Source organism: Kitasatospora kazusensis (assembly GCF_039529945.1).
GTDB lineage: Bacteria > Actinomycetota > Actinomycetes > Streptomycetales > Streptomycetaceae > Kitasatospora > Kitasatospora kazusensis.
The window spans coordinates 1-26951 of sequence record NZ_BAAANT010000036.1 but is presented as its reverse complement, the minus strand read 5'-3'; the positions used below and the strand labels follow the sequence as shown (position 1 = coordinate 26951).

Here is a 26951-nt window from a genome sequence, read left to right as displayed (position 1 = left end):
AGTGGAGGCAGACTGCGCAACGACCGTTGCGTATAACGCAACCGGAAGGCGGCGCTGATGCGGACTCCGAAGCAGGCCCCGACGCGGCTGATCGATCGCGGGAGGGTGGCGGCGCCGGCCGAGGAGCGGCTCGACTGGCGGTTCAAGGCCGTCCCCGCCGCCGCCTGGGGGCGGACGGCCGCCGAGTACCTGGCGACCGGGCCCACCCTGGACGACCTCGCCACCCCGCTGGTCACCCTCGACGCGGGCGCCCTCGACCACAACCTCGCCACCATGGCCCGCTGGTGCGCCGAGGCGGGCGTCGGCCTCGCCCCGCACGGCAAGACCACGATGGCCCCCGCCCTCTGGCAGCGCCAACTGGACGCCGGGGCCGTCGCGATCACCCTCGCCAACCTCCCGCAGGTCAACGTCGGCCTGGCCTTCGGCCTGCGCGCCGTCCACCTCGCCAACACCCTGCTCGACCCCGCCGGGCTGCGCCGGATCTCCGCCACCGCGGCCGCCGACCCCGGCTTCCGCTTCGCCTCCTGGGTCGACTCCACCCGCTCCGTCGAGCTGATGGACGAGGCCCTGCGCGGCGCCCCCGCGCCCGTGGACGTCTGCGTCGAACTCGGCGCCCCCGGCGCCCGCACCGGCTGCCGCACCCTCGAAGAGGCCCGGGCCGTCGCCCGCGCCGTCCACGCCGCGCCGGGCCTGCGGCTGACGGGCGTCAGCGGGTACGAGGGCGCCGTCGCCCACGACGCCCGTGCCGACTCGCTCGCCGCCGTCGCCCGCTACCTCACCGACCTCGGCGGACTGCACCGGATGCTCGACGCCGAGGGCCTGTTCGACCAGGCCGAGCAGGTCTGGATCACTGCGGGCGGCAGCGCGTACTTCGACACCGTCACCGAACTGCTCGCCCCGCTCGCCGACGACCGCACCCGGGTGGTGCTGCGCTCCGGCGCCTACCTCGCCCACGACGACGGCTTCTACCGGGGCATCTCCCCGCTCGCCCGCACCGCCGGCGCCACCCCCTTCCGCTCCGCCCTGCACGGCTGGACGAGGGTGGTCTCCCGCCCCGAGCCCGGACTCGCCCTGCTGGACGGCGGCAAGCGCGACCTGTCCTACGACGAGGGCCTGCCCGAGCCCCAACTCATCCGCGGGAAGGGACCGTTGACCAGTGGGCGGATCACCGCCCTGAACGACCAGCACGCCTACCTGCGGGACACCGAAGTCGAGGTCGGCGACATCGTACGGCTCGGCCTCTCGCACCCCTGCACGGTCTTCGACAAGTGGACGATGCTCCCCGTCCTCGACTCCGCCGACGCCGAACTCCCGCGCGTGGTGGACCTGGTGAGGACGTACTTCTGATGCCGGACCTGCTGGTCCGGGGCGCCTGGGTGGTCGACGGCACCGGCGCGGACCGTTACCGTGCCGACCTCGCCGTCACCGGCGGCGTGATCACCGAGCCGGACGGCACCCCGGCCGCCCGCACCATCGAGGCCGACGGGCTGGTCCTCGCCCCCGGCTTCATCGACATGCACGCCCACTCCGACCTCGCCGTGCTCACCGAACCGGCCCACCCGGCCAAGGTCAGCCAGGGCGTCACCTGCGAAGTCCTCGGTCAGGACGGGCTCTCCTACGCGCCGGTCGACTCCATCACCCTCCCGCTGCTGCGCCGCCAACTCGCCGGCTGGAACGGCGATCCGGCGGGCTTCGACTGGAGCTGGCGCACCGTCGGCGAGTACCTGGACCGGCTGGACCGCTCCGGGCTCGCCGCCCACGCCTGCTACCTCGTCCCGCACGGCACCCTGCGCGCCCTGGTGGTCGGCTGGGACGACCGCCCCGCCACCCCCGCCGAGCTGGCCCGGATGTGCGAACTGCTGGCCCAGGGCCTGCGCGAGGGCGCCGTCGGCCTCTCCAGCGGGCTCACCTACACCCCGGGCATGTACGCCGACAGCGCCGAACTCACCGCCCTGTGCGCGGTGGTGGCCGCCCACGGCGGCTACCACTGCCCGCACACCCGCTCGTACGGCGCCGGTGCGCTGGCGGCCTACGGCGAGGTGATCGAGCTCTCCCGGCGGACGGGCTGCGCGCTCCACCTCACCCACGCCACCATGAACTTCGGCGTCAACGAGGGCCGGGCCGGCGAGTTCCTGGCCCTGCTGGACGAGGCCCTCGCGGCCGGGGTCGACCTCACCCTGGACAGCTACCCGTACCTGCCCGGATCCACCACACTGGCCGCCCTGCTGCCCTCCTGGTCCACCGAGGGCGGGCCCGCCGCCACCCTCGCCCGGCTGGGCGACCCGGCCGTCCGGGAGCGGATCCGGACGGCCGTCGAGGAGACCGGCAGCGACGGCTGCCACGGCGTGGTCACCGACTGGGCCACCGTCCAGCTCTCCGGTGTCCGCGACGGCCGGCTCACCGGCCTGGTCGGGCTCACCGTCGCCGAACTGGCCCGCCGCCGGGGCGTCAGCGGCACCACCGCCTTCCTCGACCTGCTGACCGCCGACGAGTTGGGCACGACCGTCCTCCAGCACGTCGGCCACGAGGACAACGTCCGCGCGATCATGCGGCACCCGGCGCACACCGTCGGCAGCGACGGCCTGCTCACCGGCGCCCGCCCGCACCCGCGCGCCTGGGGCACCTTCCCGCGCTACCTGGCCCACTACAGCCGGGAGTCGGGCGTCCTCACGCTGGAGGAGACCGTCGCCCGGATGACCGGCCGCCCGGCCCGCCGGCTCGGCCTGCGGCGCCGGGGCCTGATCCGTCCGGGGTACGCGGCCGACCTCGTCCTGTTCGACCCGGACACCGTCCGGGACACCGCGACCTTCGAGCACCCGCGCCGCCCGGCGGCCGGCATCCCGTACGTCCTGGTCGGCGGGACACCCGTGATCGACGACTCCCGCCCCACCGGCGCCCTGCCGGGCCGCACCCTGCGCCGCCGCGCCGAAGGAGGCACCGCATGACACCGCTGCACGAGCTGGCCGCCGACCGGGTGATCGCCGTCGTCCGGGCCCCCGCGATCCCCGACGCCGCCGCGCTCTGCGCCGCGCTCGCCGAAGGCGGCATCCGCTGGGTGGAGTTCACCTTCACCACCCCGGACGTCACCGCGCACGTCCGGCGCGCCGTCGCGGCGGACACCGGCTGCCGGATCGGCGTCGGTACCGTGCTCACCGCCGGGCAGGCCGAGCAGGCGGTCGAGGCGGGTGCGCGGTACCTGGTGACCCCGGGCCTGCGCCCGGCCGTGGCGGCGGCGCCCGTCCCGGTCGTCCTCGGTGCGCTCACCCCCAGCGAGGTCGCCGACGCGCTCGACCTCGGCGCCGCCGCCGTCAAGGTCTTCCCGGCCCGCGCCTTCGGCCCGTCCTACCTGCGGGACCTGCGGGGCCCCTTCCCCGACGCCCCGCTGGTCGCCTCCGGCGGCGTCAGCGCGGCCAACGCCGCCGCCTTCCTCGCGGCGGGCGCGCTCGCGGTCTGCGCGGGCGGCGAGGTGGTCTCCCCGGCCCTGGTCGCCGCCGCCGACTGGCCCGAGCTCACCAGGCGGGCACGGGCGTTCGTCCGGTCCCTGGAGGGGTAGCGGCCGCTCCCCGGGAGGCGCGCCGGCCGCAGCGGCCGCTACCGGAGCACCACGGTCACCCCGCCGTCCCGCAGCACGTCCAGTACGGCGTCGAAGTAGCTCTGCTCCCGGACGCCGACCACCAGCCGCCGGGTCAGCGCCCGCCGGGCCGCCGCCGAGTCGTGCCAGACCAGGGTGAACGGCGGTTCGGTGCCGTACCCGCCGCGCAGGCAGTCGGCCAGGGCGTCCAGGTTGCGGCCGTAGTAGCCGTCCGGCGGGACGACGGCCCGGCCCAGGGCGGCGTAGAGGGACGGCTCGTCGGTGACGGCCGCGCCGTCGAGGTGGTACTCCGGCACGGTTCTCCTCGGCAGGGCGGGTTCGCCCGGATGGCGTCCCCGGGTCGAACGGGCCGCCCCGGTGGGCTGGGATGGGAGTCGGACCAGGTAACCCGTCCGCCGCCAGCCGGCACGATCCGAGGGCTCATCATGACCTGTCTGAACCGCAAGGACCTAGGACTGTTCGCCCTGCGCGCCGCCGTCGGCGGGGTGCTCGTCGCGCACGGCACGCAGAAGCTCTTCGGGTGGTTCGGCGGGGGAGGGCTGGCGGGGACGGCCACGGCGATGGAGCACATGGGCTTCGTGCCGGGCCGCCGCAGCGCGCTCGCCGCCGGGCTCGGCGAGGCGGGCGGCGGTGCGCTGCTGGTCGTGGGCCTGGCCACCCCGGCGGCCGGGGCGATCGTCGCGGGGACGATGGCGGGGGCGATCTCCGTGCACGCCCCGGGCGGCTTCTTCGCCACGGCCGGCGGCTACGAGTACCCGGCCTTCCTCGGCGCCTGCGGGCTCGCCCTCGGCCTCTCCGGCGCGGGCCGCTACTCGGTCGACCACGCGACCGGCCACGCGCTGGACCGCGCCTGGGTCGGCCTGCTCGCCTTCGCCGGCAGCGCGGTCTCGGCCGCCTGCGTGGTGGCCCGCCGCCAGGACGTCGTACGGCGCCGCGAGGAGCGCGCCGCCGACGAGGCGGCCCAGCAGAACGGGATCGGGCTCTCCTGATGAGCCACCGCCTCCCCGCCGCCACGGCCGCCGCCGTCGCCGCGCTGCTGCTGGCCGGCTGCTCCTCCGGCAGCAACCCGACCTCCGCCGCCTCCTCGGCGCTCGCCGCCGCCCGCTCGGGCGCCTCCGCGCTCGCCTCCGCCGCCAACGGCCTGGCCTCCTCGGCGGCCTCGGCCGCCGCCTCCGCCGAGTCGGCGGCCTCCTCGGCGCTGGCGGGCATCAAGGGCGGCCTGGACGCGAAGAGCGACATCGGCCTCGGCGCCGTGGTCACCGGCTCCGACGGCCGCTCGGACGTCCCGGTCACCGTCACCAACCGCAGCACCCAGGGCTACCGCTACACCGTCCAGGTCAACTTCGACGACGACACCGGCAAGCTCCTGGACACCGTCATCGTCAACGTTCCCGAGGTCGCCGCCGGCGGCACCGCCCAGGCCACCGCCCGCAGCAACCGCACCCTCTCGGGCACGGTGAAGGCGGCGGTGGGCAACGCGCTGCGTTACTGACCGTCACTCGAAGGAGCGATATTCGGGCGTTCCCGCTGGGTAGGCTGCCCGTGTCGGCGACGATCGCGCACATGGGAGCAACGATGACAGCCGTGCCCGACTGGCTCATCCCGCCGGAAGGCGGATTCACCGCCGACGATCTCGACCACATGCCTGGCCTCCCGCCGCACACGGAGTTGATCGACGGGAGCCTTGTCTTCATGAGCCCGCAGAAGTACTTCCACATGCTTGCGGTGGACCTGCTCACGCGGGGGCTCCGGGTGACGGCTCCCGGCGATCTCCGGGTGGTGCGCGAGATGAGCGTGATCCTCGGCAAGCGGGACCGTCCCGAGCCGGACATCTCCGTGGTCCGCGCCGAGGCGGTGACCGAGGGCGCGGAGGAGACCGGCTACCAGGCGGGAGACCTCGTCCTGGCGGTCGAGGTGGTCTCGCCCGACTCGGTCGAGCGTGACCGTGACACCAAACCCCGCAAGTACGGGCAGGCCGGGATCCCGCACTTCTGGCGGGTGGAGAAGGCGGAGGGCCGCCGACCGGTCGTCTACGTCTTCGAACTCGACCCGGCCACCAGGACGTACGTCGTCACCGGCATTCACCACGACCGGCTGAAGGTCGGCGTGCCGTTCGCCGTCGACATCGATCTGACGGAGATCGACCAGCTCTGAGTCGTCCGACGCCGGCCCGCAGCTCCAGCGGGCCGGCGTTGTGCTGCTCAGATGCCGGGCGAGGTGCCCGGACGAACCTTAACGGGGGCTCAAGGCGCAAGGCCGGCTCTTGACGCCGGAGTTGGTCTAGTCCATTTTTGTGCCAGGTGCAGGGAGCCCCTGGACCGGCGCCGGTGGTCCAGACCTCCGGTGCCGGTTCGGCGCACCCCGGCGCCCGCGTACCCACCCATGCCCGATTCCCAGCTGTCATGCCCCTGGCCACATGGCCCCACCCCGTGTGTCCCACCCCGACGAGGTACGGCAGTTCCCCCACAACCAGGAGTCATGCGCCCATGGATCGTGCTGTCTTCACCCCCCAGCTGACACCCCAGGAGCCGGCCAGGAAGCGGCGGCCCAAGAGCCTGGCCGCCCTCGCGGCCGGTACCGCCGTCTCCCTGCTGCTCGGCCTCGGCCTCGCGGTCGGCTCGGGCGCGACCGCCCAGGCCGCCGCCACCAACAGCACCGGCGCCCCCGCCACCAGCGGCGGCATCAAGGTCGCCTACTTCGACCAGTGGTCGGTGTACGGCAACGCGTACTACCCGAAGACCATTCAGGACACCGGCGTCGCGGGCAAGCTGGACTACCTGATCTACGACTTCGCGAACATCAACCCGACCAGCCTCAAGTGTTTCGAGGCCACCAAGGCCGCTTCGCAGAACGAGAGCGACCCGAACGCCGGTGACGGCGCGGCGGACGCCTTCGCCGACTACCAGAAGTCCTTCGACGCGACCACCAGCGTGAGCGGCGTCGCCGACACCTGGAACCAGCCGATCACGGGCAACTTCAACCAGCTCAAGGAGCTGAAGGCGAAGAACCCCAAGCTCAAGATCCTGCTGTCGATCGGCGGCTGGACGTACTCCAAGTACTTCTCCGACGTCGCCTCCAGCGACGCCAACCGCAAGGCCTTCGCGTCCTCCTGCATCGACATGTTCATCAAGGGCAACCTGCCCGTGGACGCCGGCTTCGGCGGCCCCGGCTCGGCGGCCGGCATCTTCGACGGTTTCGACATCGACTGGGAGTACCCGGGCGGCGGCGGCCACACCGGCAACCACTCCAGCCCGGCCGACAAGCAGAACTACACCCTGCTGATGGCCGAGCTGCGCTCCGAGCTGGACGCCCAGGGCAAGGCCGACGGCAAGACCTACGCCCTCTCGGCGGCGGTCGGCGCCGGCCAGGACAAGATCCAGAACGTCGAGACCGACAAGCTCGGCCAGTACCTCACGTTCCTGGACGTCATGACCTACGACATGCACGGTGCATGGGACGCGACCGGCCCGACCAACCACCAGGCCCCGCTGTACTCGGACCCGAACGACCCGATGACCCCGGTCGCACCGGGCACCGGCAAGTACTCGATCGACAACGCGGTCAAGGCCTGGACGGTCGGTGACCCGCAGTACGGGATCAAGGGCGGTTTCCCCGCCGCGAAGATAAACATGGGTGTGCCGTTCTACTACCGCGGCTGGACGGGCGTCCCGGCCGGCGCGAACCACGGTCTCTTCCAGAGCGCGACCGGCCCGGCCACCGGCGCGGCGATGTCCGGGAACGTCAACGGCATCCGGATGTACAAGGAGCTGAACGGCTTCGTCGACAACCCGGCCGACACCTACTGGGACGACACCGCCAAGGCCGCGTACTTCTACGACGGCAGCACCTTCTGGACCGGTGAGAACGCCCAGTCGATCCAGGCCAAGCTGGACTACGCGCACTGCAACGGGCTCGGCGGCTCCTTCGCCTTCTCGCTCTACGACATGGGCACGCAGACCGCGCTGTTCGACAAGATGGCCAGCGCGACCGACGGCTCCGCCGCGAGCTGCCCGGCCGCCCCGGCCCCGTCCGGCTCCGCCTCGGCCACCCCGACCGGCTCGCCCAGCAGCTCCCCGAGCAGCTCGCCGTCCTCGTCGCCGTCGAGCTCGCCGAGCAACTCGCCCTCGTCCTCGCCGAGCAGCTCCCCGAGCAGCTCGCCGTCGACCACGCCGACCGGCTCCTGCACCGCCCCGAGCTGGGACGCCGCCGCGGTCTACGCCACGGCGACCAAGGTCTCCTGGAAGGGCCACTACTACACCAACAAGTGGTGGACCACGAACGAGGACCCGACCGCGAGCGGTCAGTGGGGCGTCTGGACCGACAACGGCCCCTGCTGAACCGAACCCCGGACCTGACGGACCGCAAGGTACCCGGCCCCGGACGAGTCGCCGACTCGTCCGGGGCCGGCCGCGTCCGCGCCAGGAGCCGAGTCAGGAGCCGGAGCCGGACCACCACCGCCCGGCCCGCGAGAGCCGGCCGCCGCCGCTCCCGGCCGAGCCGTCGGCCCGGGGGCCCGGCAGCGGCGGCAGGGCCGGGTCCTGGAGCCAGGCGTCGAAGAACCCGTCCAGCGACCCGGTCGCGTACTGCCCGGCGTGCGCGGTGAACCCGGCGGTGTCGACCACACCGTGCCGGTGTATCGCGGCCCAGTCCCGGACCATCCGGAAGAACGCCTCGTCGCCCAGCTCGCACCGCAGCGCGTGCACCGTCAGCCCGCCGCGCTCGTACAGCCGGTCGTCGAACATCAGCTTCCGGCCCGGGTCGGCGAGCCGCATGTCCTGCGGCAGGCCGGCCAGCAGGGTGTGCGCCACGGCGGCGTGCTCGGCCGCCGTCCGGCCGCCCGCGTGCTCGGACCAGAGCCACTCGGCGTACTTGGCGAAGCCCTCGTTCAGCCAGATGTGCCGCCAGTCGGCGATCGAGACGCTGTTGCCGAACCACTGGTGCGCCAGTTCGTGCGCCACCAGCCGCTCCGAAGTGCGGGCGCCGTCCAGGTGGTTGGTCCCGAAGGTGGCCACCCCCTGGGCCTCGACGGGTACGTCCAGCTCCTCGTCGGCGACCACCACCGCGTACTCGCCGAACGGGTACGTGCCGAACAGGCCCTCGAAGAACGGCAGCATCAGGGTCTGCCGCCCGAAGTCGTGGGTGAACTCCGGCAGCAGCCGGGCCGGCAGGTACGCGCGCTGCGGCACCCGCCCCGAGGCCGGGTCCGCCTCGGTCAGCAGCACGCTCCGGTACTGGCCGATCGAGACCGTCACCAGGTAGCTGGAGGTGGGCGCGGCCTGCTCGTAGACCCAGGTGGTGCTGGAGGAGTGGGTGGTCCGGGTGAGCAGCCGGCCGCCGACCACCACGGTGTAGGGGGAGGGCGTGGTGATCGAGACCTGGTAGGTGGCCTTGTCGGCCGGCCGGTCGTTGCAGGGGTACCAGGAGGGCGCGCCGACCGGCTGGCTGGCCACCAGCGCACCGTCCGTCAGTTCCTCCCAGCCCAGCCCGCCCCACTGGCTGCGCACCGGCCGGGGGTTGCCGCTGTAGTGCACCTCGACGGTGAACGCGGCCCCGGCGGGCAGCGGCTTGGCGGGCCGGATCCGCAGCTTCCCGGCCCGGTGGGTGTAGTGGACGGCCTTGCCGTCCACCAGCACCCGGCCGATCCGGAACTCCGCCAGGTCGAGCGCGAACTCGCGCAGGGCCTCGCCGCCCGCGACGGCGCTCAGCCGGGCCGAGCCGGCCAGCCGGTTGGGGCCGGGGCGGTAGTCGAGCGCGAGTTCGTACCGGTGCACCCGGTAGCGGGCGTCCCCGTGGGCCGGGAAGTACGGGTCCACGCCGGGGGCGGGCACCTGCTTGGGACTCACGGGTTCGTACGCTCCCTGCGCTCCGACGGGCATGTTCGCCTATGCCTGCCAGGCCTCGATCGGGTTGCCCAGCCAGCGGGTGTCGGCGGGGACGGACTCCGCCCGCATCACCAGCGAGGCCGGCCCCAGGGTGCTACGGGCCCCGATGGTGCTGCCGGGCAGCACGATTCCGCCAGGGCCGAGCGTGGCGCCCTCGCGGAGGATCACAGTATCCATCCGCATGATCCGGTCGTGGAAGAGGTGGGTCTGGAGCACGCAGCCCCGGTTCACGCTCACCCCGTCGCCCAGCGTCACGAGGTCCGCCTCGGGCAGCCAGTAGCTCTCGCACCAGACACCCCGGCCGATCCGGGCGCCGAGGCCCCGCAGCCACAGGTTCATCACCGGCGTTCCGGGCACCGAGCCGATCAGCCACGGCACGGCCAGCACCTCGGTGAAGGTGTCGGCCAGCTCGTTGCGCCAGACGAAGCTGCTCCAGAGCGGGTGCTCGACCGCGCGGAACCGGCCGACCAGCAGCCACTTGGCGGCCAGCGACACCAGGCAGGCCAGCGCCCCGGCGCCCAGCAGCACCACCCCGGAGAGCAGCGCGGCCAGCGCGACCGACGTGGTGGCCAGCCGGGCGAGCACCGCCAGCGTCAGCACCCCGACGGCGGCCGAGGCCAGCACCGGCACCAGCCGGCAGACCTCGACCAGCCCGCGCGCCCAGAGCAGCCGGGCCGGCGGGTCGTACGTCAGGCTCTGGTCGCCGCCGGTGGCGGCGCGCGGCAGCTTCATCGGCGGCATGCCCAGGTACGAGCTGCCCTTCTTGGCCTTCTTCGGGGTGGCGGACAGCACGCCCACCAGCCCCCGGTCCGGCACGGCGCGCCCGGGCGCGGTCATGCCGGAGTTGCCGAGGAAGGCCCGCTCGCCGATCTCCGCCTCGCCGAGCCGCAGCCAGCCGCCGCCCAGCTCGTACGGGGCGATCAGGGTGTCGTCGGCCAGGAAGGCGCCGTCGCCGACGGTGGTCAGGCTGGGCAGCGCGAGCACCGTGGAGGCCTCGACCCGGCTGCCGACCTTCATGCCCAGGGCGCGCAGCCAGACCGGCGTGATCAGGCCGGCGTAGAGCGGGAAGAGCGTCTCGCGGGCCAGGTCCATCAGCTGGCTGACCGTCCAGGCCTGCCAGCCGATCCGCCCGTGCAGCGCGTGGTGCCCGGGGCGCAGCCCGAGGCTGAGCAGCCGGACGCCGGCCAGCAGCAGCGCGGCGTACGTGAGGCCGAAGGCCAGCGTGGCGGGCGCCAGGCCGGTCAGCGCGCCGGTGACCGCCGCGCCGAGGGTGTCGCCGGGGTGCACGAAGAGGCTGATCACGGCGAGCGCGACGAGGCCCGAGACCACCGGCAGCAGGGTCAGCGCGAGACCGGTCGCGCCGTAGCCGACGGCCCAGCCGGTGCGGTGCGGCGGGCGCTGCTTGGGCCAGGCGCGGTCGGCCTTGCCGAGCTTGGTGGCGGGTGCGCCGCCCCAGCGCTGGCCGGTGGGGATCTGGCCGGTGACGCCGGAGCCGGGTGCGACCTCGGCCCGCTTGCCGACCCGGGCGCCGGGGAAGAGCACGCTGCGGGTGCCGATCACCGCGCCGGACCCGACCCGGAGCTGGCCGATCTTCAGCAGGTCGCCGTCCAGCCAGTAGCCGGACAGGTCCACCTCGGCCTCGATCGCGCAGCCCCGGCCGAGCCGGATCATGCCGGTGACGGGCGGCAGCGAGTGCAGGTCGACCTCCGGTCCGATCCGGCCGCCGAGCGCCCGGCCGTAGCGGATCAGCCAGGCCCCGGAGAGCGAGGTCGCGCCGCTCAGCTCGGCGAGCCGCTCGGCGGTCCACAGTCGCAGGTGGACGCCGCCGCCGCGCGGGTAGCTGCCGGGTTTCAGCCCGCGCAGCAGCAGCCGGGCGCCGCCGGCCGCGAGGGCGAGCCGGCCCGGCGGGCTGAACAGCAGCAGCGCGGCGGCGCCGACCAGCCACCAGGAGGCGGTCGGTGCCCACGGGTAGGCGCCGAACCAGCCGAGTACGTTGCCGAGCGCCAGCAGCCCGGTGGTCCAGCGCAGGCCGACCAGGGTGAAGAGCGGGAGCAGCAGCAGCGTCTGCACGACTCTGGCCCGCAGCGGCACCGGAGCCACCGGGCGGACGGCGCCGTCGCCCTGCGCCGAGCGCTCCAGCAGGCGGGCGAGCTTGCGCAGCACGGGCTGCTGGTAGATGTCGAGGACGGCGGCGGAGGGGTAGCGGCGGCGCAGCAGCGTGGTGAGCTGTGCGGCGGCCAGGCTGCCGCCGCCGATGGCGAAGAAGTCCTCCTGGGCGCCGGTGACCGGCACGCCGAGGATCTCGCTCCACTGCTCGGCCAGCCAGGCCTCGGTGCCGTAGAGCTGTTCGGCGGGGGCGCCGTCGTCCTTCGCGCCCGCCAGGTCGGGCAGCGGCCAGGGCAGGGCGGCCCGGTCGACCTTGCCGGAGGTGCGGGTGGGCAGCGACTCGACGGGGGCGAGCAGCGGCACCAGTGCGGCGGGCAGCTCGGCGCGCAGCCGCTCGACGGCCTTCGCCCGGTCCCAGCCGTCCTGGGTGACCAGGTAGCCGACCAGCAGCTGGTTGCCGCCCTTGGCGGTCCGGACGGCGGCGGCGGCACCGGCCACGCCGGGCAGCGCCTGGAGCGCCGCGTCCACCTCGCCGAGCTCGATCCGGCGGCCGCCGAGCTTGATCTGCTCGTCGGCGCGTCCGAGGAAGACCAGGCCCTCGGGCTCGGCCTGCACCAGGTCGCCGCTGCGGTAGGCACGCTGCCAGCCGAGCGACTCCAGCGGGGCGTACTTCTCCGCGTCCTTCCCGGCGTCCAGGTAGCGGGCCAGCCCGACGCCGCCGATCACCAGCTGGCCGCTGGCGCCCATCGGGACGGGCTGCCCGGCCTCGTCCACCACGGCCAGCTCCCAGCCGTCCAGCGGCAGGCCGATCCTGACCGGTCCGTCGCCGGTCAGCAGTGCGGCGCAGGCGACCACGGTGGCCTCGGTCGGGCCGTACGTGTTCCAGACCTCGCGGCCCTCGGTGACCAGGCGCTGCACCAGCTCGGGCGGGCAGGCCTCGCCGCCGAAGATCAGCAGCCGCACCTCGATCAGCGCCTCGGCGGGCCAGAGCGCGGCGAGGGTGGGCACGGTGGAGACCACGGTGATCTCCTGCTCGGCCAGCCACGGGCCGAGGTCGGCGCCGCTGCGCACCTGCGAGCGCGGCACCGGGACGAGGCAGGCGCCGTAGCGCCAGGCGAGCCACATCTCCTCGCAGGAGGCGTCGAAGGCGACGGACAGTCCGGCCATCACCCGGTCGCCGGGGCCGATCGGCTCGTCCTGGAGGAAGAGCGCGGCCTCGGCGTCGACGAAGGCGGCGGCGCTCCGGTGCGTGACGGCCACGCCCTTGGGCCTGCCGGTGGAGCCGGAGGTGAAGATGATCCACGCGTCGTGCCCGGGGCCGGGGCGGCCGGGGGCGTTGCCGCTCGGCGGTCCGGTCAGGGTCAGGCTGCGCCCGGCGCCCAGCACGGCGGCGACGGCGGCCTCGCCGAAGACCAGCTCGGCGCGCTCGTCCGGGTCCTCGGCGTCCACCGGGACGTAGGCCGCCCCGGCGGCGAGCACGGCCAGGATGCAGACGTACAGGTCGTTGGTGCCGGACGGCACCCGGACGCCCACCCGGTCGCCGACGCCGATCCCGGCCGCCGCGAGGCGCCTGCGCAGCGCCTCGACCTCGGCGGCCAGCGCGCGGTAGCTGAGCGTGGTGGTGCCGTCGTCGAGGGCGGGCTCCTGCGGGTGGGCCCGGACGGTCTCGTCCAGCAGGTCCACCAGGGTGCGCGGCGCGGTGGCCGGGCGGCCCGGGAACAGGGCGGGTGCCGGGGCGTCCTGCTCCGGTGCGGTGCGGCTCTGCGTCGTGACGACCATCGGGTGCTCCTCGTCCCTCGTACCCCTCCGTGACCTGTGCCGAAGCGGACAACCCATCGATAGTAGCCCCGCCGTTCCGCCGTTCCGGGGTGACCTGCCGGACGATCTTCGTCCCAACTCGGCGAAATCCGAGCTGATCTGACGAGCCGTCAGCAGTGGGGAGGGTTGACCGGCAAGAGATATGACGGACAGTCAGTCGATCTGACGGTCCGTCAGTCGCATTCCCCGAAATGTGACTCACGCCACACCGACATCAGGGTGATTCGCCCGTACGGCCCAGCCGGGCATGCGCCGTCCGGCCGGTCGGACCCGCCCGTTACGATCACGGTCCGTCAGCCCGTCACAGCCCGTGCCGAGCGACACCGAGCATCGCCGCACCGGGGGGAGCGGCACTCAATCGAAGGGTGACATGACCACTCGCACAGCCCGCCACAGACGCATCCGGATAACCCGCCGGGGACGTCTGCGGACGACCACACTGACCGTCGCCGCCGCCGCGGGGCTCCTCGCTTCGGTCTCGCCCAGCTGGGCCGACGGCGCCACCCACTCCAACGCGGCCCCCGACATCACGTTCGGCCCGGTCGGAATCCCCGACCAGGTCCAGCTCGGCGGCAGCCTCGACGTCGACTTCGCGCTGACCGACTCGGTCGGCTACACGAAGGTCGACGTGACGGCGCACGGGCCGATGGCCTGCGCGCCCACCGCCTCCGCGAGCTACCCGGCCGGCACCACCAGCGGCCCGGTCGAGGTCAAGCTCGACTTCCCGGCCCCCAGTGCCGTCCAGGACGCCGGCGGCCACTTCACGCCGACGGGCTGCGCTCCGGGCATGTACAGCCTGGAGATCGACGTCACCGACGCCAACGGCACCCACGCCTACGGTGACCACGGCACCCCCCTGAACAGCTCCTCGGGCACCCCGCTGACCTTCACCCTGGGCAGCGCCGGCACCTACGTGCCGGTCACCCCGCGCCGGCTGCTGGACACCCGCAACACCCAGGCCATCGCGCCGGGCGGCACCCTCATGGTCCCGGTCACCAAGAACGGTGGCGCCGTCCCGAACGGCGCCATCGCGGTGGCGCTGAACCTGACGGTCACCAACACGCAGGCGGCGGGCTTCATCACCGCGTACCCCGCCGACCAGTCCAACCCCGGCACGTCCAACCTGAACTACGGTGCGGGCCAGACCGTCCCCAACATGGCGACGGTCCCGCTCGGCCTGGACGGCAACATCGAGCTCTACAACCACTCCGGCGGCACCGCCGACGTGGTCGTGGACATCGCCGGCTACTACACCCTGGGCTCCAGCGGCGCGCTCTACAACCCCACCAGCCCGGCCCGGGTGCTCGACACCCGGTACGGCACGGGCGGCTCGGGCACCGTGCCGGGCCACGGCACCGTGACGCTGGACGTCTGCAACGGCAGCCAGGTGCCCTCGGCCGCCGACGCGGCGGCCCTGAACGTGACCGTCACCAACCCGCAGTCCGCCGGCTTCCTCACCGTCTACCCGCACGGCCAGGACCGTCCGACCGCCTCGAACCTCAACTTCACGGCGGGCGAGACCATCCCCAACATGGTCACCGCGAGCCTCGGCGGCAACTGCTCGGTGGACATCTACAACGGCGGCACCGGCCCGGCCGACGTGGTGGCGGACACCACCGGGTACTTCACCCCGGACACCACGGGCGACATCTCGCACGGCGTGTTCGTCCCGCAGGCGCCGGAGCGGCTGTTCGACACCCGTACGGACGGCAACGCCTCCAACCCGCTCGCGGCCCACCACTCGCTCACGGTCTGGGACCGGGAGCCGGCCACCTGGGGCATCAGCTCGCTGCTGCTCAACGTGACCGCCACCCAGCCCACCACCGGGGGCTTCGTCACGGTCTTCCCCGACGCCGGCCCGGTGGGCCAGCCAGCCGATGGATCCGGCCTCCCGGTCGCCTCGAACCTCAACTTCACGGCGGGTGCGACGGTCGCGGGGATGGCCAACGCCACGGTCGGCGCGGACGGCTTCGTCGACCTGTACAACTCCGGCCCGGGCACGGTGCAGCTGATCGGCGACATCTCCGGCTACTACACGGGCGGCCACGGGTCCTGACCCGCCGCCCCTGACCGGGGCCCTCCCGGCCACGAAGCCCGGGCCGCCCTCCGGCGGCCCGGGCTTCGTGCTGCCCGCAACGTCCGCATCGTCCGTGCTGTCCCTGTTGTCCCCGCGGTGCTCGCGGTGTTCCCGATCCGGGGGACGGCCGCTGCTCTGTCAGGTCGCGGACCTCTCCGTCAGGTCGTCAGGTCGCCAGGTCGTCGGTGCGGCCGAGGGCGTCCGGCTGGGTCCGCTCGATCCGGTGCAGCATCCGGCCGAGCAGGTTCGACAGGGCGGGACGCTCCTCGGCGGTGATGTCCTGGAGCAGTTCCTCCTCGAAGACCGCCGCCATCCGCATCGACTCCAGCCACTTGTCGCGGCCGTCCTCGGTCAGTTCGATGATCACGCGGACCCGGTTGTTCTCGTCCCGCTCCCGGGTGACCAGGCCCTCGGTGACCATCCGGTCGATCCGGTGGGTCATCGCGGCGGGCGTCAGTCCGAGCCGTTTGGCCAGGTCACCGGGCCCGAGCCGGTACGGGCTGCCCGCGACCACCAGGGCCTTGAGCACCTCCCACTCGGCGGATGTGATCCCGAGCACGGTCAGCTGCCTGCTGTACGACACGCCCATCCGCCGGGCGACCCGGGACAGCGTCGACACGATGGTCTCCACCTGGGGGTCCACGGTGGGGAATTCCCGCTGGTAGAGGGCGACCTGCTCGGCGATGTCCAGCTCGCCGCCGGCCCCGCAGGTCGGTGCTGCGGGTCTGTGTTCACTCATGGGCCCAGTGTCCCATGGCGGCTTGTGAGGCTTAAGCCTTTGACACGTTAAGGTTTCCCTACATAGACTTTAGCTCTGAAATCTTCCGAGCTTAAAAGTATCCAGTGAAAGGGTGTGCACGGTGACCGGCACGGTGAAGCAGCAGAGGCAGCGGCGTCATGGGGCGGGCGGCCCGCTGCGCCGCGTCCAGATCGGCAACGCGCTCAGTGCGTTCGGCAGCGGATTCACGATGCCGTACATGTTCGTCTACGTGGACCAGGTGCGGGGCCTGGGCTCACTCGCGGCCGGGATGGTGTTCACCGTCTTCGCGCTGGCCGCGCTCGCCGTGCTGCCGTTCACCGGCCGCGGCATCGACCGCTACGGCCCCCGGCCGGTGCTGCTGGCCGGCGCGGCGCTCGCCGCCACCGGCGCGTTCGCGTTCGGGCACGCCACCGGCGCGCCGATGCTGCTGGTCTCCTCGTTCCTGTTCGGCGCCGGTGTCACCACCTGCCAGCCGGCCCTGGCCACCATGATCGTGCGCTGCTCGACCAAGGCCACCCGGTCGCGCGCCTTCGCGCTCCAGTTCACCCTGATCAACCTGGGGATGGGCATCGGGGCCCTGGTCGGCGGCCAGATCGTGAACGTCGCGGACCCGTCCAGCCTGACCCGCCTGTTCACCATCGAGGCGGTCACCTTCCTCGGCCTGGCCGCCGTGACCGGCTCGGCCCGCATCCCGGCCGCCGCGCCCTTCCTGCTCCAGGACGCGAAGGGCCCGAGCGGGCTGCGCGCCCTGGTCGCGGACAAGGCCATGCTGCGGCTCTGCCTGCTCGCCGGGCTGATCTTCTTCACCTGCTACGGCCAGTTCGAGTCCGGCGTCGCCGCGTTCGCCACCGACACCGTCGGCACCGCGCCGTCCACCCTGGGCCTGGCGATCGGCGCCAACGCGCTGACCATCGTCGTCCTGCAGATGTTCATGGTGAAGCTCACCGAGCGCCGCCGCCGCACCACCGCCATGGCGGCGGCCGGAGTGGTCTGGCTGGGCGCCTGGACGATGGCGCTGGTGGCCGGCCTGATCCGGGGCGAGGCGCTCGCCGCCACCGTCGCGATCGTCGCCGTCTACGCCCTCTTCGGGGTCGGCGAGTCCCTGCTCGCCCCCACCCTGGGCCCGATCGTCGCCGACCTGGCCCCGGCCCGGCTGCTCGGCACCTACAACTCCGGGTACGCCCTGGTGAAGCAGATCGCCATCGCGGTCGGCCCGGCGGTCGGCGTCCTGCTGGTCGGCTCCGGCACCTGGCCGGTCTACCTGGCCGCCATGGCGGGCTGCACCCTGCTGATCGTCACCCTGGCGATCCGCCTGCGGCGGCACTTGACGCCGGCCCAGGACAACGCGGCCGGGGCGACCGCCGCACCCGTCCCGGCCCCGGTCCGCGAGCTCCGGACGGCGGCGTAACGGCTCCGCCGGAAGCGCTGCGCGCCGACGGCGTGCCCAGCGGGGGCGCGGGGGAGGTCTCCCCGCGCCCCCGCCGCGCTCGCTCCACGATGTGCGGTTACGACAGCCTGGTCGGCATCAGCAGCGAGAAGGTGTCCTGGCGGGCCGGGAAGCGGATCGCCAGCGGGACGATCGGGCCGCCGAGCTCCAGGACCAGCTGGTCCTGGCCGACCGCGTCCAGGGCCTCCAGCAGGAACTCCCGGTTCACCCCGACGGACACCGCGGCGTTCTCGCTGCCGCTGTCCGAGACGGTGAGTGTGCCGTCGGCGTCCAGGACCAGTACCGAGACCTCGCACTCCGCGCCGTCCTGGCCGCGCACCATGCTGCGGGTGGCGCCCGAGGACAGGGTCTCGCGCAGGGCGGCGGCCCCGACCGGGACCTGATGGGTCGGCTGGAGGCGCAGCATCCGGCGGTAGTCGGGGTAGTCCTGGTCGATCCGCTCCGCGCCGACCCGGCGGTCGCCGACGGTGACGGTCAGCAGCGGCCCGTCGATCTCCAGCACCGCGTCCGCCGGCACCGTGTCCGCCGACCCGGCGTCGCCGCCGTCGAGCAGCGCGCGCAGCCCGTCCACGAACGGCAGCGGCGCGATCGCACTCACCGCAGGGCCGGCCAGGCCGCCGGCCGGGGCCGCGGAGACGGCGAGCCGGTAGCGGTCGGTGGCGACCAGGCGCAGCACGTCCGCCTCCAGCTCCAGCAGTACACCCGTCACGGCGGGCAGTCCGGGGTCGGTGCCGACGGCGAACCGCACCGCGTCCAGTGCGGCGGCCAGCCCTGCGGCGGGGACGGTCAGCCGGGTGGTGGTCGTGCTCATGGGGTTCTCCCTCAGGTCGATCAGCGTGTGGACCGTGGAGAGCTCGCGGCGGGCATCGGCGAGGCCGTCCTCCAGCCGCCGCAGATGGCCGTCGAGCACCTGCCGGGCCTCGGCCCGGTCGCCCGTGAGCACCCGGGAGATGTCCGGCAGCGGCATCCCGACCCGGCGCAGCCGGGCGATCAGCCGGGCGTCTGCCACCTGCTCCCGGGCGTAGCGGCGGTACCCGGTCCGCGGGTCCACCTCGGCGGGCCCGAAGACCCCGGCGCCGTCGTAGAACCGCAGGGCACTCACGCTCAGCCCGCTGTCCCGGGCCATCTCCCCGATACTGCGCATCTCGCTCTCCACATCCAGGACTCTGAGCCCTCGACCAGGTCGAGGGTCAACCGCCGGCCGGCACCCGAACCGGCACCCGAACCGGCCCGCGCCCACCCGCCCGCACGGCTCGCCGGGCCGTCCCGGGCTAGGATTTCGCCCCAAACCCCACATAGTGTCAGCCGGGGCTGTCACCCCATCAGCAGCCGGGGACCAGCGCTCAGCGGTCCAAGCGACGAATCGGCGAGGTCATGGCGTACGCGGCAGTCACCGACACCCCAGCCCCCGAGGACGCCCCCGACGCGCCGGCCGGCAGTGGCCCGTCGGCCTGGGTGGCCCGCGGCGGCCTGCCGGCCTGGGCCGTCCGCCACTCGGGGTGGCTCGGGCCGATCGCCGTGGCGCTCTTCGCCGGGCTGCTCCGGTTCTGGGACCTCGGCCACCCGAACGCCTTCGTCTTCGACGAGACCTACTACCCCAAGGACGCCTGGTCGCTGCTCCAACAGGGCTACGAGGGCCAGTGGCCGGAGAACGCCAACACCGACATCCTCGGCGTCCCGCAGATCGTCCCGCTCACCCCCACCCCCGAGTTCATCGCGCACCCGCCGCTCGGCAAGTGGGTCATCTCGCTCGGCGAGTGGGCGTTCGGGCTGCACCCCTTCGGCTGGCGGGTGATGGTCGCGCTGATCGGCACCGTCACCGTGCTGATGCTGGCCAGGATCGGGCGGCGGCTCTTCTCCTCCACCCTGCTCGGCTGCACCGCCGCGCTGCTGATGTCGGTGGACGGCCTCCAGTTCGTGATGAGCCGGGTCGGGCTGCTGGACAGCGTGCTGATGTTCTTCGTGCTCGCCGCCTTCGGCTGCCTGCTGGTCGACCGCGACCGCACCCGCCGGACGCTGCGCGCCGCCCGGGCCGAGGGCGGCAGAGCCGGTGACGAGGTCCGGTTCGGGCTGCGGCCCTGGCGGCTGGCGGCCGGGCTGCTGCTCGGTGCGGCCTGCGGCACCAAGTGGAACGGCCTCCAGGTCCTCGCGGTGTTCGGCCTGCTGACCGTGCTGTGGGACCAGGCCGGCCGGCGCTGGGCCGGGGCGCACCGCCCGTACCGCTCGATGCTGCGCCGGGACGCGCTGCCCGCCTTCCTCTCGCTGGTCGGCGTCGCCGTCCTGGTCTACCTGGGCTCCTGGGCGGGCTGGTTCCTCACCAAGGGAGGCTTCGACCGGCAGTGGGCCGACGGGCGGGCCGGGCTCTCCCCGCCCCGGACGCCGGTGGTGGACATCCCGCTGCCGCAGGTCCCGATGGGCTGGGTGCCGAGCGGTCTGCGCAGCTGGTGGCACTACCAGGCGCAGATGTACGACTTCAACACCGGTCTCAGCAGCCCGCACACCTACCAGTCCAACCCGTGGAGCTGGCTCGTCCAGGGCCGCCCGGTCTCGATGTACTGGCAGCAGACCGCGCAGGGCCAGCAGGGCTGCACCGCGCCCGGCGGCTGCGCGAGCCAGATCCTGGCGCTCGGCACCCCGCTGCTCTGGTGGACGGCCTGCTTCGCCCTGGTCTACCTGCTCTGGCGCTGGTTCTTCCGGCGGGACTGGCGCTCGGGCGCGGTGCTGGCCGCCGTCGCGGCGGTCTACCTGCCCTGGTTCCAGTACCAGCACCGGACGATCTTCTCGTTCTACATGGTGGTGCTGGTGCCGTTCCTCTGCCTTGCGGTGGCGCAGCTGCTCGGCGCGATCCTCGGGCCGCCCGGCTGCTCGGTCCGGCGGCGCCGGTACGGGGCGGCCGCCGCCGGCACGATCGTCCTGGCGATCATGATCTGCTTCCTGTTCTTCTACCCGCTCTACACGGCGGAGGTGATCCCGATGACGGACTGGCAGAACCGGATGTGGTTCACCACCTGGATCTGACCGGTGACGGCGGAGGTGGCGTCGAAGGCGGCGTCTGAGGCGGCACGGCTGGCGGCGGCCTCCACCCAGCTCCTGCCGGTGACCCCGCTGCTGGGCGTGGTCACCGCGCTGCTGGGCCTGGGCGCCGTCGCGGCGGCGGGTTGGGGCCTGCTCGGGCACGGGCGGGCGGTGCTGCGCGCGGTGGTGCGGGCGGTGGTCCAGCTGGGGGTGGTCGCGCTGGTGATCACCTGGGTGGTCGGCTCGCTCTGGACGTCCGCGCTGTTCGTCCTGGTCATGTTCGCGGTCGCCGTCCGCACCGCCGGGCGGCGGATGACCGACGGGCCGGACTGGGTCTGGGCGGCGGCGCCGATCGGCCTGGGGATACTGCCGGTACTGGCCCTGCTGCTCGCCACCGGGCTGCTGCCCCGGCACGGCATCTCGATCATCCCGGTGGCCGGCATCCTGATCGGCGGCGCGCTGAGCGCCACCTCGCTGGCGGGCCGCCGGGCGCTGGACGAGCTGCGCCAGCGGCGCGGCGAGGTGGAGGCGGCGCTCGCGCTGGGCTTCGAGGACCGGGACGCCCGGCTGGAGATCTGCCGGACGGCCGCCGCGACCTCGCTGGTCCCCGCGCTGGACCAGACCCGGACGGTGGGCCTGGTCACGCTGCCCGGCGCGTTCGTCGGCATGCTGCTCGGCGGCGCCACGCCCGTCCAGGCGGGCGCGGTGCAGCTGTTCGTGCTGGTCGCGCTGCTCGCGGTGGAGTCGGTGGCGATCGTGGTGGTGCTGGAGCTGGTCGGCCGGGGCCGGGTGACCACCGGGACCGGGCCGGTGATCGGGTAGGCTGGCGGGCGTTGAAGGGGAGTAGCCCTCCACCGGACCGTCGACATACTGGCCCATTCGTGGGCCCGGCGCCCGGGACACCCGCCAGGTTTCTCAGCAAGGGGCCGGGGTGTTGGCGAGACCTTCGGCCGCAGTGCTGTGACCATGACCAGTGCTGTCGGGCCGAGGCGTCCCTGACGGAGCACCGGCTCGGCAGCCCGAGCGAGGGAATCCCACCACCGATGAGCCTGACCGTTGCCGCCGTCACCTTCGGCATCATCTTCCTGGCCGAACTGCCGGACAAGACCGCCCTGGCCAGCCTGGTGCTGGGCACCCGCTACCGGGCGGGCTACGTCTTCGCCGGGATCGCCGCCGCCTTCGCCCTCCAGGTCGGGCTGGCCCTGGTCGCGGGCAGCCTGCTGGCGATGCTGCCGCAGCGCTGGGTGGAGGGCGTCACCGGCCTGCTCTTCCTGATCGGCGCGGCGATGCTGCTCTGGCACAACGACGACGACGAGGAGGGCCACGCCGGGAAGGAACCGTCCTCGTCCGGCTTCTGGCGGGTGGCCGGCGCGAGCTTCGTGGTCGTCGCGGTCGCCGAGTTCGGCGACCTCACCCAGATCATGACGGCCAACCTGGCGGCCAAGTACGCCGACCCGCTCTCGGTCGGCCTGGGCGCCTGGCTGGCGCTCTGCGCGGTGGGCGGGATCGCCATCGTGGGCGGGCAGAAGCTGCTGCAGTACGTGCCGATGAAGGTCATCGTCAGGATCGCCGCCGGGATCATGCTGCTGATGGCGGCCTTCAGCCTGTTCGAGGCGATCGCGGGCTGAGCCGCCCGCGGCTGCGGCCCTGGCCGGCTGTTGGGTGCCAGGGCCAGGGCCAGGGCCACGGGCCGGAGCCGGGGTCAGCAGCCGCTGCGCTGCTCCAGGGCGGCCCGGGTGTTCGGCCCGTACACGCCGTCGGGGTCGCCCTGGACGCCCTGGACGGTCTGGAAGTCGCTGACGGCCTGCTCGGTGCGGGAGTCGTAGTTCCCGTTGGTCCGGACGTGCTCCCAGCACAGCACGACGGCGAGCTTCTGCTGCATCGCCAGCACGGCCGGGCCGCTGTCGCCGTACTGCAGCGTGTCCGGGGTCGCCACCGGCGCGGAGGGCGTGGGGGTGTCGGTGCTCGGCGTGGGGCTGGGGGCCGTCGGGCTCGCGGACGGGGACGGCTTGGCCGGTGCACTGGTCGTGGCGGATGCCGTGAGGCTGGGGGAGGGGCTCGGGGTCGCCTTGTGGGTCGCCTTCGTCCGGGAGGGCGAGGCACTCGGCGTGCCGGAGGCGGACGACGGGGTGACGGCGCCGGCCGGCGCCGCCGGGAGGCTCATGTAGGTGCTGCTGACCGGCGGCACGGCGCCCTGGGCGGCGGCGGGGTGGCCCCCGCCGGAGAAGGGTGAGACCAGGAGGGCCAGCCCCGCGCCGACCGCGGCGATGCCCGCGCCCGCCGAGAGGATGACGGCCCGTCTGCGGCCCGGTGACGCCTCCCGCTGCCGTGCCCGCTGCTCGGCCCGGCCGCCGGGGCCCGAACCGGCCGCCGGGGTCTCGGGCGGTCCGGGTATCCGGTGCGGCGCCTGTCCGTAGGCGGGCCGGCGGCGCTGCGGTCCGTGCTGCTGGTACGCCTGCGGCTGGTGCGCGTCCTGGTGGACGTTCTGGTGGACGTCCTGCGCGGGCCCGTCCGGCTGGTACCCGCTCAGCTCGTGCGGCGGCAGGTGCGGCATCAGCGCGGTGGGGAAGTCGTCCGGCTCGGTGGGGGGAAGCACCGCCGCCGGGACGTACGGGCGGACGAGCTCCGGGCCGTCGAGCTGCGGCAGGATCGCCGTCTCCTCGAAGTCCGGGTGCTGGTGACAGGCGCAGCCGCCGGGGGTCGGTACGGCTCCACAGGCGGGGCAGTGCTGTCCCGGCATGGGCCGGTCCTCCTCGGCTCGGGTGGCGGACGCGCCTGATTATGCAGCAGCTTCCGCCGACTGCACAGGGAGAGTCGTCCGCTCTGGGGAGGGAATGGGCGGGTTGCGGGCGATATCGAATCCGCGAACGGCTTGTGGCGGCCGGCTGCGTGGGCCGTCTCCGGTCAGCGTCGGACAGGCTTCGGCGGCTCTCGGCCGGCCGTCGGGTCGCAGGCGGGCTGCCGGATTGCCGCTGCACGGCTGCGGATGGAGCAATCAAATGCCGCAATACGGGGCAATCCTGACATCATGGTGAAGCTGGATGATCATCTGCGAGGTGCCCGGTCCCGCCGGGCCACATCACCGAGGAGCTGGCATGGCGGACCCGGCGGCCGAGCCCGAGCGCAGTGCGACGGGGCCCGTCGCCTCCCCGCCGACCGGCCCCCCGTCGGTGCCGGTGCACAACCTCTGGGTCCCGATCGGCGCGCTGCTGCTGGCGATGCTGCTCGCCGCGCTCGACCAGACCATCGTCTCCACCGCGCTGCCCACCATCGTCAGTGACCTGGGCGGGCTGGAGCACCTCTCCTGGGTGGTCACCGCCTATCTGCTCGCCTCCACGGCGGCCACCCCGCTCTGGGGCAAGCTCGGCGACATGTACGGGCGGAAACGTTTCTTCCAGGCCTCCATCGTGATCTTCCTGGTCGGCTCGGCGCTCTGCGGAATCTCCCAGAACATGGGCGAGTTGATCGCCTTCCGGGCGGTCCAGGGCCTGGGCGGCGGCGGTCTGATGGTGCTCTCCCAGGCGATCGTCGGCGACCTCGTGCCGCCCCGTGACCGGGGCAAGTACCAGGGCCTGTTCGGTGCGGTCTTCGGCGTCACCAGCGTGCTCGGCCCGCTGCTCGGCGGGGTGTTCGTCGACAACCTGAGCTGGCGCTGGGTCTTCTACATCAACCTGCCGATCGGCGCGGTCGCCCTGGCCGTGATCGCCACCGTGCTGCACACCGGCGACAACAAGCGGCAGCACACGATCGACTATCTGGGAACCTTCCTGATCGCTTCGGTGGCCACCTGCCTGGTGCTGATGACCTCCCTCGGCGGCACCACCTGGGCCTGGAGCTCCTGGCAGGTCATCGGACTCGGCATCCTCGGGCTCGTCCTGCTGCTCGGCTTCGTCGAGGTCGAGCGGCAGGCGGCCGAACCCGTGCTCCCGCTCCGGCTGTTCCGCTCGCGCACCTTCAGCCTGGTCGCGGTGATCTCCTTCGTGGTCGGCTTCGCGATGTTCGGCGCGCTGACCTACCTGCCGACCTTCCTCCAGGTCGTCATGCAGGTCTCGCCGACCATGTCCGGCATCCACATGCTGCCGATGGTGCTCGGCATGCTGCTCACCTCGATCGGCTCCGGCCAGATCGTCGCCCGGACCGGGCACTACCGGGCCTTCCCGATCGCGGGTACCGCCGTGACCACCGTCGGCCTGCTGCTGCTCTCCCGCCTCACCGAGAACACCAGCACCACGGTGATGAGCCTCTACTTCCTGGTCTTCGGCCTGGGCCTCGGCCTGGTGATGCAGGTCCTGGTGCTGATCGTGCAGAACTCGGTCGGCTACGAGGACCTGGGCGTGGCGACCGCCGGGGCGACGTTCTTCCGCTCGATCGGCGCCTCCTTCGGCGTCTCGATCTTCGGGTCGGTCTTCGCCAGCGGCCTCACCAGCCGCCTGACGGACGCCCTGCGCGGCGTCCCGCTCCCGCCCGGCTTCCACCCCGCGGCGATCAGCTCCGACCCGCGCGTCATCACCACGCTGCCGCCCGCCGTGCAGACGGCCGTCCACCACGCGTACGCGGAGTCGATCACCCGGGTCTTCCTGTACGCCGTGCCGATCGCCGTCGTCGCGTTCGTGCTCTCGCTCTTCATCCAGCAGCAGACGCTCCGCTCGACCGTCACCGCGCCCGACCTCAGCGAGTCCATCGGGCTCAACCCCGTCGAACGGTCCTCGCTGGACGAGATCGCCCGCGCGCTGTCCGTCCTGAGCACCCGTGACGCCCGCCGGGACCTGTTCCGCCGGATCACCGCCGAGGCCGGGCTCGACCTCGAACCGGCCTCCAGCTGGCTGCTGCTCCAGATGCACCGGCACGGCCACGCCGAACCCGCCGAGCTGGCCGAGCGCAAGATCATCCCGGTGGACGTGATCGAGGCGGCCGCCCGTGAGGTGGAGGGCCGGGGCCTCGCCGTCCGCAACGGGCTGCCCATGCACCTCACCGACACCGGGACGGAGGTGGCGGTCAGACTCGTCGCCGCCCGCCGGACCCAGCTCGGCAAACTCCTCGGCGACTACGACGAGCAGCAGTTCAGCGACCTCGCCGACCTGCTCAACCGTCTCAGCGCCACCCTGTGCGGCGACGAGCGGGACCGCCCCGACCGGACCGAGTCGGCGCACGTCCCGCACAGTGAGGGCCGCTCCTTCTGACCCGGGCCGACCCGGCCGCACCCCGTGATCAGCCGGCCGGGAGGTCGATCGACCGGGTCTCCTCCACCACCAGGTAGCCCGTGCCGGTGTAGAGGCTCATCGCCACCTCGTTCCCGCCCCACACGTTGAACATCAGTGCCGAGTCCCCGCCCGCGAGAGCAACCCGTTCGCCGACCGCCATCGCGTCCCGCCCGTACCCCTTGCCGCGCTGCTCCTCGTAGACGTCCAGCGAGTAGCCGAAGCTCACGCCGGGCAGGTGGCCGTGGTGCAGCCAGCCCGTCCCGACCACCTCGCCCGCCACCTCCATCATCATGATCGTGTGGCCGGCGGTGTCCGGTCCGTCCGGGAGCAGCCGGGCGTAGTCCTCGTCGGACTTCTGCCGTGCCTCCTCGGGCGTCCGGGCTCCCGACCGGACGATGTCGGTGACGTAGTGCGCCTTCTTGCCGGCCAGCCACGCCGGGTACTCGTCCCCGGTGACCGGCCGCGTCGTCACGTCGTGGACGAGCGCGGCGGGGGAGTCGATGACGCGCATCCTGCTCTGCGCACGGACCGGGTAGTCGGCGAAGACGTCACCGGCCGGCCAGGTGAGCCGCACGTGGACGCTGCGCGCGCCCTGCTCCGTGCACCGGCGCTCGGCCCACGCGCGCGCGGCCCGCTCGTGGCCGAGACCCTCGTACGCCGGGTCGACCCAGAGGTCCCCGATCCGCCCCCGCAGCGCGCCGTCGCGCTCCCCGACCCCGACGGCGACCCAGCCCACCGGAGCGCCGGCGGAACCGATCCGGGCGACCGTCCAGCCGGCGGCGTCCTCGCGTACCTGGCGGAGCAGTTCCCCGGCCGCCGCCTCGCCGTAGCCCACCGATCCGTACCAGGACCGGAGCCGCCGCTCGAAGCCGGACTGCCAGGACGCGGTGTCGGTGATGATCTCGAATTCTGTCACCGGGGCACGGTAGTCGGTCGGCCCGTCAGCACGCAGCGGGTTAGAGCTCGCGCAGATAGGCGTGCGCTCATGGGCGGCGGTTCGGGCGGTTGTCCCAGCGGTGAGTGGTCCATGCCCGGCGGATCAGGCTACGGATG

20 protein-coding genes are annotated in these 26951 nt (G+C 73.4%); 13 read left to right on the top strand and 7 right to left on the bottom strand.

From position 1 onward, the window contains the following. Positions 1-57 precede the first annotated feature (57 nt). Genes ABD330_RS24840 through ABD330_RS24830 form a run of 3 tightly spaced genes read left to right on the top strand, consistent with a single transcriptional unit; the run spans position 58 to position 3553 of the window. Positions 58-1347 (top strand): alanine racemase, encoded by a 1290-nt coding sequence (locus ABD330_RS24840; protein ID WP_344468201.1) that lies wholly within the window; start codon positions 58-60, stop codon positions 1345-1347. Further along, complete coding sequence (locus ABD330_RS24835; RefSeq protein ID WP_344468200.1) at positions 1347-2945, top strand: N-acyl-D-amino-acid deacylase family protein; 1599 nt, start codon at positions 1347-1349, stop codon at positions 2943-2945. Before ABD330_RS24840 ends, ABD330_RS24835 begins: the two co-directional genes overlap by 1 nt. Continuing rightward, positions 2942-3553, top strand: coding sequence for a bifunctional 4-hydroxy-2-oxoglutarate aldolase/2-dehydro-3-deoxy-phosphogluconate aldolase (locus ABD330_RS24830; RefSeq protein WP_344468199.1), 612 nt, complete (start codon positions 2942-2944; stop codon positions 3551-3553). Before ABD330_RS24835 ends, ABD330_RS24830 begins: the two co-directional genes overlap by 4 nt. A gap of 38 nt (positions 3554-3591) precedes the next feature. Here the strand turns inward: ABD330_RS24830 and ABD330_RS24825 are convergent, their stop codons facing one another. Next, positions 3592-3888, bottom strand: coding sequence for a barstar family protein (locus ABD330_RS24825; protein ID WP_344468198.1), 297 nt, complete (start codon positions 3886-3888; stop codon positions 3592-3594). Between the two features lie 129 nt (positions 3889-4017). On the opposite strand from ABD330_RS24825, the gene ABD330_RS24820 reads away from it, so the two are divergent. The 4 genes from ABD330_RS24820 (at position 4018) to ABD330_RS24805 (ending at position 7929) form a co-directional block, all read left to right on the top strand. After that, positions 4018-4581, top strand: coding sequence for a DoxX family protein (locus ABD330_RS24820; RefSeq protein WP_344468197.1), 564 nt, complete (start codon positions 4018-4020; stop codon positions 4579-4581). Continuing rightward, positions 4581-5084 carry a hypothetical protein gene (locus ABD330_RS24815; protein WP_344468196.1) on the top strand — a complete coding sequence of 168 codons (504 nt, stop codon included), beginning with the start codon at positions 4581-4583 and terminating at the stop codon, positions 5082-5084. The genes ABD330_RS24820 and ABD330_RS24815 overlap by 1 nt, the downstream gene beginning before the upstream one ends. Before the next feature lie 83 nt (positions 5085-5167). After that, positions 5168-5746: a Uma2 family endonuclease gene (locus ABD330_RS24810; RefSeq protein ID WP_344468195.1), complete on the top strand. Its 579-nt coding sequence runs from the start codon at positions 5168-5170 to the stop codon at positions 5744-5746. Positions 5747-6078: 332 nt separating this feature from the next. Next, positions 6079-7929: a glycosyl hydrolase family 18 protein gene (locus ABD330_RS24805; RefSeq protein WP_344468194.1), complete on the top strand. Its 1851-nt coding sequence runs from the start codon at positions 6079-6081 to the stop codon at positions 7927-7929. A 93-nt stretch (positions 7930-8022) separates the two neighbouring features. Here the strand turns inward: ABD330_RS24805 and ABD330_RS24800 are convergent, their stop codons facing one another. Further along, the gene (locus tag ABD330_RS24800; protein ID WP_425555630.1) at positions 8023-9468 is read right to left on the bottom strand and encodes a M1 family metallopeptidase; all 1446 of its coding nucleotides are present in this window, start codon (positions 9466-9468) and stop codon (positions 8023-8025) included. Positions 9469-9474: 6 nt separating this feature from the next. Then, the gene (locus ABD330_RS24795) at positions 9475-13359 is read right to left on the bottom strand and encodes a Pls/PosA family non-ribosomal peptide synthetase (RefSeq protein WP_344468192.1); all 3885 of its coding nucleotides are present in this window, start codon (positions 13357-13359) and stop codon (positions 9475-9477) included. Between the two features lie 409 nt (positions 13360-13768). Here ABD330_RS24795 and ABD330_RS24790 point away from each other — a divergent pair, with 409 nt between their 5' ends. Then, positions 13769-15454 (top strand): hypothetical protein, encoded by a 1686-nt coding sequence (locus tag ABD330_RS24790; RefSeq protein ID WP_344468191.1) that lies wholly within the window; start codon positions 13769-13771, stop codon positions 15452-15454. A 187-nt stretch (positions 15455-15641) separates the two neighbouring features. Here ABD330_RS24790 and ABD330_RS24785 read toward each other — a convergent pair whose 3' ends face one another. Next, on the bottom strand, positions 15642-16214 hold the full coding sequence (locus ABD330_RS24785; RefSeq protein ID WP_344468190.1) for a MarR family winged helix-turn-helix transcriptional regulator: 573 nt from the start codon (positions 16212-16214) through the stop codon (positions 15642-15644). A gap of 121 nt (positions 16215-16335) precedes the next feature. Here ABD330_RS24785 and ABD330_RS24780 point away from each other — a divergent pair, with 121 nt between their 5' ends. Then, entirely contained in the window at positions 16336-17643 is a 1308-nt protein-coding gene (locus ABD330_RS24780; protein WP_344468189.1) for an MFS transporter, read from the top strand. Between the two features lie 97 nt (positions 17644-17740). Here the strand turns inward: ABD330_RS24780 and ABD330_RS24775 are convergent, their stop codons facing one another. Continuing rightward, positions 17741-18826, bottom strand: coding sequence for a DNA polymerase III subunit beta family protein (locus tag ABD330_RS24775; RefSeq protein WP_344468188.1), 1086 nt, complete (start codon positions 18824-18826; stop codon positions 17741-17743). Positions 18827-19056: 230 nt separating this feature from the next. Here ABD330_RS24775 and ABD330_RS24770 point away from each other — a divergent pair, with 230 nt between their 5' ends. The 3 genes from ABD330_RS24770 to ABD330_RS24760 all read left to right on the top strand — a co-directional run bounded on the left by ABD330_RS24770 (position 19057) and on the right by ABD330_RS24760 (position 22325). Beyond that, entirely contained in the window at positions 19057-20700 is a 1644-nt protein-coding gene (locus ABD330_RS24770) for a dolichyl-phosphate-mannose--protein mannosyltransferase (protein ID WP_344468187.1), read from the top strand. A gap of 48 nt (positions 20701-20748) precedes the next feature. Continuing rightward, positions 20749-21519 carry an ABC transporter permease gene (locus ABD330_RS24765; protein ID WP_344468247.1) on the top strand — a complete coding sequence of 257 codons (771 nt, stop codon included), beginning with the start codon at positions 20749-20751 and terminating at the stop codon, positions 21517-21519. 221 nt (positions 21520-21740) lie between these two features. Beyond that, a complete protein-coding gene (locus ABD330_RS24760) occupies positions 21741-22325 on the top strand; it encodes a TMEM165/GDT1 family protein (RefSeq protein WP_344468186.1) in 585 nt (194 codons plus the stop codon). A gap of 74 nt (positions 22326-22399) precedes the next feature. On the opposite strand, the gene ABD330_RS24755 is transcribed toward ABD330_RS24760, so the two are convergent. After that, positions 22400-23437 carry a peptidoglycan-binding domain-containing protein gene (locus tag ABD330_RS24755; RefSeq protein WP_344468185.1) on the bottom strand — a complete coding sequence of 346 codons (1038 nt, stop codon included), beginning with the start codon at positions 23435-23437 and terminating at the stop codon, positions 22400-22402. A gap of 355 nt (positions 23438-23792) precedes the next feature. Between ABD330_RS24755 and ABD330_RS24750 the strand changes: the two genes are divergently transcribed. Continuing rightward, the gene (locus ABD330_RS24750; RefSeq protein ID WP_425555629.1) at positions 23793-25877 is read left to right on the top strand and encodes an MDR family MFS transporter; all 2085 of its coding nucleotides are present in this window, start codon (positions 23793-23795) and stop codon (positions 25875-25877) included. 28 nt (positions 25878-25905) lie between these two features. Here the strand turns inward: ABD330_RS24750 and ABD330_RS24745 are convergent, their stop codons facing one another. Next, positions 25906-26814: a GNAT family N-acetyltransferase gene (locus tag ABD330_RS24745; RefSeq protein ID WP_344468184.1), complete on the bottom strand. Its 909-nt coding sequence runs from the start codon at positions 26812-26814 to the stop codon at positions 25906-25908. Positions 26815-26951: the final 137 nt, after the last annotated feature.

Coding starts and splice junctions, on each gene's coding strand:
- ABD330_RS24840 (WP_344468201.1), top strand. CDS start 58: ATGCGGACTCCGAAGCAGGCCCCGACGCGGCTGATCGATCGCGGGAGG.
- ABD330_RS24835 (WP_344468200.1), top strand. CDS start 1,347: ATGCCGGACCTGCTGGTCCGGGGCGCCTGGGTGGTCGACGGCACCGGC.
- ABD330_RS24830 (WP_344468199.1), top strand. CDS start 2,942: ATGACACCGCTGCACGAGCTGGCCGCCGACCGGGTGATCGCCGTCGTC.
- ABD330_RS24820 (WP_344468197.1), top strand. CDS start 4,018: ATGACCTGTCTGAACCGCAAGGACCTAGGACTGTTCGCCCTGCGCGCC.
- ABD330_RS24815 (WP_344468196.1), top strand. CDS start 4,581: ATGAGCCACCGCCTCCCCGCCGCCACGGCCGCCGCCGTCGCCGCGCTG.
- ABD330_RS24810 (WP_344468195.1), top strand. CDS start 5,168: ATGACAGCCGTGCCCGACTGGCTCATCCCGCCGGAAGGCGGATTCACC.
- ABD330_RS24805 (WP_344468194.1), top strand. CDS start 6,079: ATGGATCGTGCTGTCTTCACCCCCCAGCTGACACCCCAGGAGCCGGCC.
- ABD330_RS24800 (WP_425555630.1), bottom strand. CDS start 9,468: ATGCCCGTCGGAGCGCAGGGAGCGTACGAACCCGTGAGTCCCAAGCAG.
- ABD330_RS24795 (WP_344468192.1), bottom strand. CDS start 13,359: ATGGTCGTCACGACGCAGAGCCGCACCGCACCGGAGCAGGACGCCCCG.
- ABD330_RS24790 (WP_344468191.1), top strand. CDS start 13,769: ATGACCACTCGCACAGCCCGCCACAGACGCATCCGGATAACCCGCCGG.
- ABD330_RS24785 (WP_344468190.1), bottom strand. CDS start 16,214: ATGAGTGAACACAGACCCGCAGCACCGACCTGCGGGGCCGGCGGCGAG.
- ABD330_RS24775 (WP_344468188.1), bottom strand. CDS start 18,826: ATGCGCAGTATCGGGGAGATGGCCCGGGACAGCGGGCTGAGCGTGAGT.
- ABD330_RS24770 (WP_344468187.1), top strand. CDS start 19,057: ATGGCGTACGCGGCAGTCACCGACACCCCAGCCCCCGAGGACGCCCCC.
- ABD330_RS24760 (WP_344468186.1), top strand. CDS start 21,741: ATGAGCCTGACCGTTGCCGCCGTCACCTTCGGCATCATCTTCCTGGCC.
- ABD330_RS24755 (WP_344468185.1), bottom strand. CDS start 23,437: ATGCCGGGACAGCACTGCCCCGCCTGTGGAGCCGTACCGACCCCCGGC.
- ABD330_RS24750 (WP_425555629.1), top strand. CDS start 23,793: ATGGCGGACCCGGCGGCCGAGCCCGAGCGCAGTGCGACGGGGCCCGTC.